This is a genomic window from Mycobacterium sp. (genome assembly GCF_035314665.1).
Classification (GTDB): domain Bacteria; phylum Actinomycetota; class Actinomycetes; order Mycobacteriales; family Mycobacteriaceae; genus Mycobacterium.
Map to the genome: position 1 here is coordinate 1 of NZ_DATFZD010000105.1, position 11,120 is coordinate 11,120.

At 65.7% G+C, this 11,120-nt stretch carries 13 protein-coding genes and 1 tRNA gene; 6 read left to right on the forward strand and 8 right to left on the reverse strand.

Features of this window, described 5'->3' with window-relative positions; all coding sequences use genetic code 11:
* Both VKI00_RS08010 and VKI00_RS08015 read left to right on the forward strand, forming a co-directional pair.
* Positions 1 to 590 (forward strand): SRPBCC family protein (locus tag VKI00_RS08010; RefSeq protein ID WP_324436552.1); only part of this gene is annotated, 590 nt, incomplete at its 5' end.
* Between the two features lie 6 nt (positions 591 to 596).
* Complete coding sequence (locus VKI00_RS08015; RefSeq protein WP_324436554.1) at positions 597 to 1,820, forward strand: VWA domain-containing protein; 1,224 nt, start codon at positions 597 to 599, stop codon at positions 1,818 to 1,820.
* Here the strand turns inward: VKI00_RS08015 and VKI00_RS08020 are convergent.
* Genes VKI00_RS08020 through VKI00_RS08030 form a run of 3 tightly spaced genes read right to left on the reverse strand, consistent with a single transcriptional unit; the run spans position 1,798 to position 4,581 of the window.
* Positions 1,798 to 3,918 carry a xanthine dehydrogenase family protein molybdopterin-binding subunit gene (locus VKI00_RS08020; RefSeq protein ID WP_324436556.1) on the reverse strand — a complete coding sequence of 707 codons (2,121 nt, stop codon included), beginning with the start codon at positions 3,916 to 3,918 and terminating at the stop codon, positions 1,798 to 1,800. The two genes, VKI00_RS08015 and VKI00_RS08020, sit on opposite strands and share 23 nt — an antisense overlap.
* The gene (locus VKI00_RS08025) at positions 3,905 to 4,408 is read right to left on the reverse strand and encodes a (2Fe-2S)-binding protein (RefSeq protein ID WP_324436557.1); all 504 of its coding nucleotides are present in this window, start codon (positions 4,406 to 4,408) and stop codon (positions 3,905 to 3,907) included. Before VKI00_RS08025 ends, VKI00_RS08020 begins: the two co-directional genes overlap by 14 nt.
* Positions 4,409 to 4,434: 26 nt before the next feature.
* Positions 4,435 to 4,581, reverse strand: coding sequence for a hypothetical protein (locus tag VKI00_RS08030; protein ID WP_324436559.1), 147 nt, complete (start codon positions 4,579 to 4,581; stop codon positions 4,435 to 4,437).
* A 152-nt stretch (positions 4,582 to 4,733) separates the two neighbouring features.
* On the opposite strand from VKI00_RS08030, the gene VKI00_RS08035 reads away from it, so the two are divergent.
* The 3 genes from VKI00_RS08035 (at position 4,734) to VKI00_RS08045 (ending at position 6,076) form a co-directional block, all read left to right on the forward strand.
* On the forward strand, positions 4,734 to 5,147 hold the full coding sequence (locus VKI00_RS08035; protein WP_324436561.1) for a pyridoxamine 5'-phosphate oxidase family protein: 414 nt from the start codon (positions 4,734 to 4,736) through the stop codon (positions 5,145 to 5,147).
* Positions 5,148 to 5,421: 274 nt separating this feature from the next.
* Entirely contained in the window at positions 5,422 to 5,928 is a 507-nt protein-coding gene (locus VKI00_RS08040) for a hypothetical protein (protein WP_324436562.1), read from the forward strand.
* A gap of 75 nt (positions 5,929 to 6,003) precedes the next feature.
* Positions 6,004 to 6,076, forward strand: a tRNA-Arg gene (locus VKI00_RS08045).
* A 138-nt stretch (positions 6,077 to 6,214) separates the two neighbouring features.
* On the opposite strand, the gene VKI00_RS08050 is transcribed toward VKI00_RS08045, so the two are convergent.
* Together VKI00_RS08050 and VKI00_RS08055 are read right to left on the reverse strand one after the other, a co-directional pair.
* Positions 6,215 to 6,382 (reverse strand): GIY-YIG nuclease family protein, encoded by a 168-nt coding sequence (locus tag VKI00_RS08050; RefSeq protein ID WP_324436563.1) that lies wholly within the window; start codon positions 6,380 to 6,382, stop codon positions 6,215 to 6,217.
* Positions 6,383 to 6,691: 309 nt separating this feature from the next.
* Entirely contained in the window at positions 6,692 to 6,832 is a 141-nt protein-coding gene (locus VKI00_RS08055; protein ID WP_324436564.1) for a hypothetical protein, read from the reverse strand.
* Positions 6,833 to 7,285: 453 nt separating this feature from the next.
* Here VKI00_RS08055 and VKI00_RS08060 point away from each other — a divergent pair, with 453 nt between their 5' ends.
* On the forward strand, positions 7,286 to 7,975 hold the full coding sequence (locus tag VKI00_RS08060; RefSeq protein WP_324436566.1) for a methyltransferase: 690 nt from the start codon (positions 7,286 to 7,288) through the stop codon (positions 7,973 to 7,975).
* A gap of 39 nt (positions 7,976 to 8,014) precedes the next feature.
* On the opposite strand, the gene VKI00_RS08065 is transcribed toward VKI00_RS08060, so the two are convergent.
* From VKI00_RS08065 to VKI00_RS08075, 3 genes are all read right to left on the reverse strand, one after another.
* The gene (locus VKI00_RS08065) at positions 8,015 to 9,229 is read right to left on the reverse strand and encodes an integrase (RefSeq protein WP_324436568.1); all 1,215 of its coding nucleotides are present in this window, start codon (positions 9,227 to 9,229) and stop codon (positions 8,015 to 8,017) included.
* 406 nt (positions 9,230 to 9,635) lie between these two features.
* A complete protein-coding gene (locus VKI00_RS08070) occupies positions 9,636 to 9,953 on the reverse strand; it encodes a helix-turn-helix transcriptional regulator (protein WP_324436569.1) in 318 nt (105 codons plus the stop codon).
* Positions 9,950 to 11,011 carry a tyrosine-type recombinase/integrase gene (locus tag VKI00_RS08075; protein WP_414687149.1) on the reverse strand — a complete coding sequence of 354 codons (1,062 nt, stop codon included), beginning with the start codon at positions 11,009 to 11,011 and terminating at the stop codon, positions 9,950 to 9,952. The genes VKI00_RS08070 and VKI00_RS08075 overlap by 4 nt, the downstream gene beginning before the upstream one ends.
* Positions 11,012 to 11,120: the final 109 nt, after the last annotated feature.

The window sequence follows — 11,120 nt, forward strand, 5'->3', positions numbered from 1 at the left end:
CTGGTGCGGCGCTGATCGGCCATGAAGGCGACGAATACCTCGGCAAAGTCAAAATCAAGGTCGGGCCCGTCACCAGTGAATTCAGCGGCAAGGTGCGTTTCGTCGAGCAAGACCGCGACCAGCACCGCGCAGTCATCGACGGCAAGGGCAAGGAGGCGCGCGGGACCGGCAACGCGGCCGCCACGGTGACCGCCCAGCTGCACGAGGACGCGGGTCGCACGAATGTCAGCGTCGACACCGACCTGAAGATCGTCGGCAAGCTTGCTCAGTTCGGCAGCGCAATGCTGCAACAGGTGTCGGAGAAGCTGCTGGGCCAGTTCGTGGAATCCCTGGAAGCCAAACTGACCGCCGAGAATGCCGGCAGCACACAGGGTTCGACCGACGGGGCCGAGGGAGCCAGCGCCGAGGAGTCGATCCCGGCCTGGCCGGCAAATCCGGTCCCGGGCACCCGCCAAGACGCCGCTCCCGAGCCGGAGCCCATCGATCTGCTGCAGCTCGCAGGTAGCGGCCAGCTCATGAAGTACGGCTCGGCGGCGGTGGCGCTGCTCGCCGGGCTGGTGCTGATCTGGGTGCTGCGTCGGAGAGGTTAGCCGCTCGTGAGCACCCCGTTGCTGTTGCGTGGCGTCGATCTGGCGGCGTTCGCGGCGGCGTTGGCAGCGCGCCTGCGGAACGCGGGAGTCTCGGTGTCCGCCAGCGGCCAAGGCGGTTTCGTGCAGGCGCTCCAGCACTTGGCACCGCAAACCACGGTGGCGCTGTACTGGGCCGCCAGGCTCACCCTCGTCAACCGGATGGAAGACCTCGGTGCCTTCGACGCGGTGCTACGAGAGGTCTTCGGGAGTGTTCAACCCGGCGACACACGAAGCCCGGAGTCAGTCCTGCCAATCGCCGGGCCCAAGACACCCGCAGCGCCCGCCGCGGGGATCGTGCAGCCCGCGGCCAGCCAATCTGCCGATGCGCGCGTCGCAAAACTGCCGTGGGTCACCCGGACCGCGCCCGACCGGGACGGCGGAGCGGATGGAGGCATCCTCCTGCCAGACCTGCTGCCCAGCCGCATCGCCGCATTGGCCGACGAACCGTTCGACCAGTTCGACCCCGAAGATCTGCGCCTGATCGGTTCGTGGCTGGAGGCGTCGGTTCAGGCTTGGCCCCGGCGCCGCAGCCTGCGACTCGAATCCAGCCCGCACGGCAAGAGGATCGACCTGCGGGCGACGATGAACGCGTCACGCAGGACCGGCTGGGAAACGGTAACGCTGGCGCGAACGCGGCCGCGGCGCCGGCCCCGGCGGGTCGTCCTGGTCTGCGACGTCAGCCGCTCCATGCAGCCATACGCCGCGATCTATCTGCATTTGATGCGGGCGACGGTGCTGCGCCGGGCCGGTGTTCGCCCCGAGGTGTTCGCGTTCTCGACGTCGCTGACCCGGCTCACCCCGGTGCTATCCCACCGCTCGGCCGAGGTGGCGCTGGAACGGGCCAACGAGAAGGTCACCGACCGGTACGGCGGCACGTTCATCGGCCGCAGCATCGCTGCCCTGCTGGCCCCGCCGCACGGCAGCGTGTTGCGCGGCGCGGTGGTGATCATCGCGTCAGACGGCTGGGACAGCGATCCGCCCCACGTGCTCGAGCATGCGCTGGCCAGGGTGCGGCGGCGCGCCGAGTTGCTGGTCTGGCTCAACCCGCGCGCCGCGCACGATGAATTCCAGCCACTTGCCGGTTCGATGGCGGCGGCCCTGCCTTATTGCGATCTGTTCCTGCCGGCGCACTCGCTGACCGGCCTGCGCCAGCTGTTTGTGGCCCTGGCTAGTCGCGCATCGCGGCGATGAGCTGTTCGGCGGTGAGGGGCATCGAGCGCACCCGGACGCCGAGCGCGTCGTAAACCGCGTTGGCGATCGCGGCGGCCGTCGGGCCTTGTGCGCACTCGCCGACTCCCAGCGGTGGATTGCCTTGTCCGGCAACGAATTCGACCTCGATTGCGGGCACCTCGGAGAACCGCAGGATCGGGTAGGTCTCCCAGGTGTCGCTCGTGACATTCAATCGATCGAAGCGCACCCGCTCCTTGAGCGCCCAACTGGTGGCCTGGATGGCACCGCCCTCGATCTGATTGACCGCACCATTGGGATTGATGACCAGACCGGCGTCCACAGCGACGACGAGCCGTCGCACCTGGACCTCGTTGATCGCCTCGACCTCGGCGACGACAGCGCAGTAGGCGGATGAGTTCTTGTATCGCGCATAGCCGATCCCGTGTCCAACCGCTTCCCGTGACGTCCATTCCGCCCAAGCGGCCCCCGACGCCGCGGTCTGCAGGACTGCCTGCGCGCGCGGGTCCGACAAATGGGCCAAACGGAATTCGAGGGGATCGCGGTCCGCGGCCGAGGCGAGTTCGTCCATGAACGACTCAGCTGCAAAGACATTGAGAAAGGCGCCCAGCGAACGCAGCGCCGAGGTCCGCAGCGGCATCTCAGTCAACAGGTGGTTGGTGACCAAGTAGGCGGGAAAGTCATAGGACGGCAGGGCATTTCGCCCGGCACCACCACCTCGTTCGAGCGGCGGCTCGCCGCCTGAACGGATCGGCTCGCCACCGGAGCGGTGGCTTGCCGCCAACAACGCATTCGTCGGTGTTGTCCCGGGGCGGCCCATATAGCTGCCGCTCCATATCTCATGGCGCCAGGACAGCACGCTGCCGTCTTCAGTGGAGTCGGCGGCTATCTCGACCACCGCCGCGGGGCCGAACGGCGCCCATGCCAATTCGTCAGCGCGTGACCAGACCACCTGTACAGGGCGTCCGGGCACGGCTTGCGCCAGCAGCGCGGCATCCATGGCGGCATCGTCGGCGCCGTTGTGCCCATAGCATCCCGCTCCCTCGACGTGGCGCACCAATACCCGATCGTGCGCGACGTCAAGTGCTGCGGCCAATTCACGCCGCAGCACATGGACGCCTTGGCTGTGAGACCACACTTCGAGGCGGCCGTCCCCGTGCGCCAGCGCGGCCGCGGCCGACGGACCGATCGAGGCATGCGCCAAATAGGGCCGGTGGTATCGCGCCGAGTGCGACCGCGTCGCCTGGGTAGGCGTCGACTTTTCTTTGGAGGCGAGTACCGAGGTGTCGGCTTCGGCCGACACAAGAAATCCGGGAAGGTCGTTCTCGTCCGGCAGGGTCGGCCGCTCGTCCCAGCTGGCGTCGCCGCGTAGCCGCTCAGCGGCGCGTAGCGCGACTTCTTCGCGCTCGGCCACTACTCCGAGGAAATCGCCGTCACGCACGACAGTGATCACACCTGGCAGCGCTTGGGTCGGTCCGGTATCGAAGTCGCGCAGCCTCGCGCCGCGCGAGGGCGGGCGAACGATCCGCCCGTACACCTGCCCATCCAGGACGAAGTCGTGCAGGTAGCGCGGTCGCCCGGTCAGTTTGTCGGGTAGGTCCAGCCGGGCAACGTTGGTACCGACGACCTGGTAGTCCGACTCTGCCTTGGATGGCGCGTCGCCGGTGGCCGGCCGATTCAGCAGCGAGTCATCGGCCAATTCCCAATAGCTCGTGGCTGAATCGTCCGGACCGTTTATCTGACCGTCCGCAACTTCCAACTCGTCGGTCGTCGCGGCGAGCTTGGCTGCGGCGACGGCAAGATAGAGCGCCCGTGCTTCGGCGCACACCTGTCGCAGCGCCGCGCCTGAGTTCTGAATCGACAAGCTGCCGGCGGTGAAGCCTTCGTCAGGGCTAAGGTCGGTCGCCGCGGCAATCATCTGCACGCGCGTGACGTTCACATCAAGTTCCTCTGCGACGATCTGCGCCAGTGCCGTCAACACGCCCTGGCCCAGCTCGACCTTGCCCGAGCGGACCTCGACGATGCCGTCTGACCTGATCCGAATCCAGTGGCCCAGGACCGGATTGGCAGCCAGCGACAGCGGCAAGTCAGCGCTGGCCATCGGCTGACCTCGCCAACTCTGCCGCAGCGCTTAGCACTGCTCGAACCACACGGTTATGCGAACCGCAACGACATAGGTTGGGATCCAGGGCGGTGCGGACCTCGGCTTCCGTCGGCTCAGGGTTGTCAGCCAACAGTGCCGCGGCCGCCACCACGATGCCCGACATGCAATACCCGCATTGGGCTGCTTGGCCGGCGATGAGAGCGCGCGCCACGGGGTGGGGCTCTCCGTCGGTGCCCAATCCCTCAACGGTGCGAATCGACTTGTCGGCTACCGACCACAACGGAGCATCGCAGGAGTAGATGGGACGGCCGTCGGCAAGCACGAAACACGCTCCGCACAAACCCAACCCACAGCCGAAGCGCGTCGCCTTCAAATCCAGGTCGTTTCGCAATACGTACAGCAGCGGGGTGTCGTCCGCGGCGCGAACCTCGCGCCGGTGCCCGTTCACGGTTAGCCATCGAGCGATCGAGTTCTCGCCTTCTCCCATGACTCCAGCGTCCTCCGGTCGCGGCATCACCGTTTAGGTGATGCACCCGATAGATCCTCGAGGCTGATCACCACTCTCACAAACCCGAACGCCTTGGACGGGTCGTGGGCCGGGCGGAGCTCGAGCAGCTGCGTCATCAACTCGGAATGCATCCGCTGCCAAGCGGATCGCATGTCAGCAATCTAGGCCAAGCGGAACCGCAGACGCGGAAATATTTACGGTTCTTGACCGCATTAACTCCTGGGAATCAGCTGTAAACCCGTAGTCGCAGGTATCGCGCCGGTCGCCCACATCGACCCGGCCGTCCGGCGCCTACGCTTTGGGGATGGGAACCAAGGCCGCGAAACAAGTCGACTTCGAACGCCTGGCCGCCGCATTGGGCGAGTACCGATTTGCTTACCTCGTCACCGTCGATGACGACTACCGTGTGCACACCGTGACCGTCGAACCCGAGCTACACGATGGCGTGCTGGACGTCGGGCTGATCGGTGGCCGAACCCGAAAAAACGTCGAAAGCCGCAGCGCGGTAACGCTGTTGTGGCCACCGAGCGAGCCGGCAGGCTATTCGCTCATCGTTGATGGCCGCGCCGAAGTGGCCGAAGCGGCCGACGCCGATGACGACACCGCTGCGCTGCGGGTGGTGCCGACACGCGCACTGCTGCACCGCAATGCCGACCCGAACACACCCGGGTCCGCGAAGGGCTGCCTGCACGACTGCGTGGTGTTCTCGAAGCGTTAAGCGAAGTTCGGGCCGCTTCACAGCCGTGAAATACCATTTCACGACCTCGCCGCGGCCCTGGACGCGGTGATAGGCCGAGTTGATGCCGGCGTAACCGCCGTTACGAGCGCCGAAACAAGCCCGCGCCACCATGGAATCCGATCGCCGCGGGGCGTGAGCGGGTGAGACGTAGGACACTCGCCGTCATCCGTGCGGATGCTGGCCAGCCGCGCTGCGGCCGAATTCCGATATGGTGAGTTGAATTCGGACTCTCAATTCAGAGCGGTGGCTGTCGATGCATTACAACCCTCCGCCGAACTGGCCTAAGCCCCCTGAGGGTTGGGTGCCGCCACCTGGCTGGTCGCCGGATCCAGCATGGCCGCCGCCTCCGACAGGCTGGCGACTCTGGGTCGAAGAAGATGCCCCGGACGCCCAGGGAGCGAAGGCTGCGCTGAGCCGACTCGAACGCACCGGCGACGACGTGGAGTACTTCGGCGATGACCGCGCGTGGTCCGAGGACTCCGGACGATCGCCGGCAGTTGACCAGCTGGATGCCTCAGCGACCGCGTCGCCTCCGCGGCCGACCGAGCTTGCGCCCGAGGATCTTTCGGTGCACCATCTCGGGCATCACGCCAGCATCCGGTGGGACGAGCAGAAGTACCTTATCGGCACGGTCGTCTCTGTAGCCGCGGATTCGACGGCGATCAACGTGACAATCGCCGGAGTCGAAACGCCAGTCTCCTTTCCGCGCGACCAGGCGCCCGACGGCCCCGCCAAACCCCTTCTGCACGTGTGGATTTGAGCTCCTGTCGGGAGTCGCACGAGACTAGGTGTTGCGGAACGGCTAGGTTTAGCCGGATAGTCAAATATTTCGTCGGCCCTCGTAGCTCAGGGGATAGAGCACGGCTCTCCTAAAGCCGGTGTCGCAGGTTCGAATCCTGCCGGGGGCACTCAAGAAATGCCTGGTCAGAGCATGTTTCGGGGCCGGTTCAGGCAGGCTTGGCCCTATCCGGTCCCTATCCTCTGGCATTCGCTGTCACCCGTTGTCGCCCGGCTGGCCGGTGCCGAGCTTTTGCTGGTACGTCCCTTTAGCTCTCGTGCAGCACAGGGAGGTCGCGGGCCTTCTTCTCAGCTTCGGCTCTACGCCTTGTCAGGTCGGCGTGGAAAGCGTTGTGCTTGTTGTCCTGCAGATTGAGCGGTAAGTAGAGGGTGTCGATCAACTCCTTTTCCAGCACCCACGGCTGGGGGTGAACCACCCATGAAACCGAGTACAAGTTTGCGCGCGACGAGCCTACCTGGTTGACGCTAAAGAAGCGGATGCGGGATTCAGTATTGACAGGTGACGTTGAATTCAAAAGCTGATTTGCACAAGATTTCAGGTATTGGTTGCAAGGGATCGGCCCCGAGACATAGGCGCGTCGTAGCATCCCAGTAATGGGAGCAACGCGGGAGGTAAACAGATGAGAGCGATCATCACAGCGGGGAACAGCCGCCATGCGGTGGTGCCCCTCTACCAGAGCGCCCCAACTGAAGATGAGCGGGCTGTGCGGGCGCTGATGGTCGAATTACCAACGGTTTTCGGACATCGCCTTCGCCATCCGCTGAACCTTCGCCTGATCGAGCGGCTCGAATGCAAGATGGCTGGCGTAGACCCGGGCCGTCGCCGGGTCGACCAGCTCGGCGGTCCAGTTGTCGGTCACAGCCATCCGGCAGTGCCGCAGAATACCTTCCCAGGATGGTCGTCGCTACCTCCACAGTGCGGCATCCCGCCTGGCTCGGTGACTCGCATGTGGTTTTTGCATGCGGGTGCCAGATTCGGCTTTCGCATGCCATTCGGCCATTCCATGAGACCGGCGAACACACCGAAAGCGCCGGGGCGATCCTCGGCTTCGACGGCCTCGATCTCGCCGCGCTGCTCATTGAGCACACCGAGGACGATGCGCTCGTCAGTACCGGCGGCGCTGAACTTCGCTCTAGCGCGCTCTCAGGGGTCGGAAAGCCACCATCCTGTACGCACGCCGGTCGGTCGAATCAGAGCGGGTGCCGCGCTATCCAGAATCGGACGGCACAGCCGGATCTAGGGTCAGGTTCCAGTCCGGTCTGGTCATTGTTTGCCAATACGTCCGATGTAGGTGAAGAATGCGATGTACGGTTTTTGGATGGCCTCGCCGCTGGCGAAGCGTACCGTCATGAAGTTCTGGTATGCCTACGTGGGGATGCTCAATTCGGCTCGTCCCTCGATCACCATCGAAGGAAAGCGCCTGGCTGTCTCGCCCCACGTCTGCAAGCCACTGGAGAACGAGTACGCCGTCGCCGACTACTGCCGTCCCGGCGACCGGGTGCTCGACCTCGGCTGCGGCAGCGGCGTGCTCGCCGTGTTCGCCGCAGACAAGGCGCGTGAGGTGGTGGCGGTCGACATCAGTCCTCCTGCGATCGAGGACACCATGGAGAACTGCCGCCGCCTTGGCCTGACCAACGTCACGGTCAAGCGGAGCGACATGTTCTCCAACGTGGACGGCAAGTTCGATATCGTCCTCACCAACCCGCCTTATATTTCCCTGGAGCTCGAGAGCGAGGAGCAGCAGTGGGCCACCTCGGTTCGCTTCCTGCCCGCCCTTTTCAGCCAGGTGGGCGACCACCTGGTCGACGGTGGGCGTCTCCTCCTCATATTTCCCCTGTGGTACCGCAAGCGGCTGGAGAAGCTCGCCGCCGTGCACGGGCTGGAGCTTTTGGAGGTGAAGCGCACGCCGCCGAGATCTCTCGCCCTGCGTCTGCTCAGACTGGCCTATATGCAGGTAGCCTCGCGGCCGGCCTTCTACCTGTTCCGCGTGAAGCCGGGCCTCGCCTGAAGCCGCCTTCAAGGTGGTCTGCGTGAGCCCTGGGCGCGATCAGCCCGAAGGTCCACCCCAGACACGCTCGCTACCACGATTTGCAGTGGGCGAGAACGATATCCGGTTGGGCAGGCGGGTCAGGTCGACCAGGCGGGTGCTGCGAACCGTTCGCGGCGTAAGGCCGCAGGCGTCGAGGACGTGGGAAAGGTAGGCCGCAGACGCAGGTTCGCGTCCGGTCTTGGTGACTTTGGTGACGATGACGTGCGGATTGCGCGTGTGCTGGGATTGGCGGTGCGCCAGGCATCTCGTCAAGACCGCCCAACTGGCGGGGTCCAACGGCACCGTGTGAGGACGACCGTCGAGGCGGATGGTGCATTCCCGGTGGTCGATGGTGTCGCAGCGCAGCAGCTGCAGTTCCCGGCTGGAGGCGCCATGCAGAAGCGCGAGGATCCCGACGAGCGCTTCATGGGGATGGACCGTGGGATCGGTGGTCCAGCGGCGAAACAGTAGGCGTTGCTGGTCTTTGGTGAGCGTTCTGCCGCGAAATCCCTTGGGCTGCTTGCGGTCCAGGCTGCGGGTCGGGTCGATGAGCACGAGACGGCGGGTGCGGGCGAACCGGAAGAACTGACGCAATACCGTTAGTCGGCGCGGGCGGTTGTTGGGTTGGAGGTTAAGGAATTCCTCGATGTCACCGACATCGAATGTCGACCAATCCCGTTTTCCTCGTTCGTGTTTGAGAAACAGCGCGAGATCACGCAGGGTGGCCAACGCGACGTCGATGGTTCGGTCGCTACGCGGCAGCGTTCCGGCCCTGCGAGCCCGCGCTCGGGCGGTCAACAGCGATTCGGCGAACGAGGCCACCGCCGGCCGCAGCGTCGCAGGGACGGCGTCAATGCGGCGCTTGCGCCGCCCCGCGGCGAGTTGCTCGGCGTGATCGGTGGCCATGGCTAGGCCCCGCTCGGTGAAGAACGACTCCAGCGACCTGGCCAGGGGGCCCAACGAGCGGCCAGGCCTGCGGGCGCGGTCGAGCAGTGCCGGCGGATGATTGGGTTGCTCGTCGATGAGCAGCCGGCCCAGAGTCGTGATCACGTTGCACGCTCGCCCCGGCGAATACACCTCGGCTACATGGGCGATGAATTCGTCCAACCAGGCCGGTGGGTCTTCGAGCCGTGCGGCGAGGTGCTCGCCCTGCACGAACGGCCGCTGCGGATGCCGCTGCCAGCATCGCGAGCACATGCCGCGGCCCTCGTGGCGGCGCAGCTCGCCGCACACCTGGCAGATTCTCGGTGGATCCTTCGGTGGGCCCGGGTGTGAACACGACCCGCACCATCCGGTCTCGGCACGCAGATAGCCGGGTCTGCCGCAATGCGGGCAGCACTGCTGCCGGGCGAGCAGATCGGCTCGGCGACGGCACGTCTTGCACAACGTGGAATTGGCCCGGCGGACGGGATGACCGCATTCGAAGCATCGCCGGGAACACAGCACGCATCGACCGGTCTCAGCCACCAGCATCCGATCGCGGCCGCAGTCCGGGCAAGGCTGCTTGGCATCGCGCTCACGCTGCCGCTGCACACAGCGGCAACACAGCTCACGGCCGATGATGCCAACCGGCGCCCCACACGCCGTGCAGTCGCGTTGCCGTTTCCCCATCGGGTTCAACCGCTTTCGGGCTCGCCGGCTACATCGGCGGCATCGACCGGCCCCGCTGGTTCGCGGTCTTCTTCGTCTCGACTGGCACCGGTCGAGACGGTGTGAGGGGCTGCTCGACCGGTGTGGTGTCGACCTCGAGCAGGTCGTTGGGGGTGCATTCCAGGGCGGTGCACAACGCGATCAGCGTCGTGAGCTTGACTTGGCTGGGCTCCTTGGTCAACAACGCCGACACCGACGCCGCCGACATCTCCACCCCCGCTTTCTCGGCCAGCAACCGGCGCAGCTCGCTGCCGGTCCACACTTCCCGCTGCGCCGCGGCCATCCGCAGCCGCCAACGAATCTTCATGCCAAACCGTCCTCTCCGCTCAGCTCCACCAGCGTCGAAGTGACCGCTCGGCGATAGGCGTCCTCGATGAACGTCGCGGACGGACGCACATACCGCATTGTCGAACTGACCGTCCAATGCCCCAGAAGCTGTTGAATGGCAACAAGATCCACTCCTCGCTCATAGTTGTGGGTCGCGCAGGCCCGCCGCAGGGCATGGGGACTGAACCGCTCGGTCACCGGGCGGCCTTCCAACTGCATCAGATACCGCAGCCGGTTACGGATAGTCCCACGATGCAGCGCGCCGCCGGACTCGTCGGCGAACAGCACCGGCGAGTCCGGGAACTTCGGACGGACATCGGTGAGAAACCAGCGCAGCACCAAGTCCAAGCCATCGAGCATCGGCACCCACCGCGGGCGCGGGCCAGAGGTGTGAGCTCCCTTACCGAACCGCACATGCAGCTTGCCGAACGGGCCGCGCCCGAAATGCACGTCGGGGACCTCCAGCAGCGCGGCCTCCTCGGACCGCAACCCGCCGTGATACAGCGCCCGGAACAAGGCGTAATCGCGTGCCGCCGGAGCGTACTTCCGCGCCGTCGCGATCCGGGACTTCATGAACTCGAAGAACTCCGCCACCCGCTCCGGCGTCGGCGGCGGCAGCAACGCCGGTGAATCGTCGCCGACGTGACGGGAGGCGTTGAACTCGTCGACCGGACACACCAACCGAACCCCGAACGACACCTCGATCTCGGCTGCCTTGCGGACCTGCAGAAACCGATGGAACCCCTTGAAGATCTGGACATACGGCCGCCGCGTCGACGCCGCCCGACCCGCGACGGCCAGGTCGCCGACGGCTCGGTCGACGTCCTCGGCGGTGACCTCCCACGCTGGGCGCCCCAACGCCGCCAGCGTCCGCTCCAGCAGCCCGATGTCATTGTCGATTGTGACCTGGCTGAAACCCCCAGCCCGCCACGACGCGATGAACGCGTCCACGCACTCCCGTTGGAACACAGCCAGATCCGAAGCGACCGGTCCGACCGGCACAGCCCCACCGGGAATCAGTCGCAGCCCGCTCGCCACCGGCACACCTTCTTCCCACCTAAACCATTTAGGCAGCACCTAACATAGCCCGGTCACGCCTGAAAGATCGGTACGACACGCAGACGGGCGGAAAGCCCAGCTAACAGCA

Bases quoted from the DNA above. Each gene is read 5' to 3' on its own strand.
- VKI00_RS08030 (WP_324436559.1), bottom strand. From the start codon at position 4,581: ATGCGATCCGCTTGGCAGCGGATGCATTCCGAGTTGATGACGCAGCTG.
- VKI00_RS08070 (WP_324436569.1), bottom strand. From the start codon at position 9,953: ATGAAGATTCGTTGGCGGCTGCGGATGGCCGCGGCGCAGCGGGAAGTG.
- VKI00_RS08055 (WP_324436564.1), bottom strand. From the start codon at position 6,832: ATGGCTGTGACCGACAACTGGACCGCCGAGCTGGTCGACCCGGCGACG.
- VKI00_RS08035 (WP_324436561.1), top strand. From the start codon at position 4,734: ATGGGAACCAAGGCCGCGAAACAAGTCGACTTCGAACGCCTGGCCGCC.
- VKI00_RS08040 (WP_324436562.1), top strand. From the start codon at position 5,422: ATGCATTACAACCCTCCGCCGAACTGGCCTAAGCCCCCTGAGGGTTGG.
- VKI00_RS08025 (WP_324436557.1), bottom strand. From the start codon at position 4,408: ATGGGAGAAGGCGAGAACTCGATCGCTCGATGGCTAACCGTGAACGGG.
- VKI00_RS08020 (WP_324436556.1), bottom strand. From the start codon at position 3,918: ATGGCCAGCGCTGACTTGCCGCTGTCGCTGGCTGCCAATCCGGTCCTG.
- VKI00_RS08060 (WP_324436566.1), top strand. From the start codon at position 7,286: ATGGCCTCGCCGCTGGCGAAGCGTACCGTCATGAAGTTCTGGTATGCC.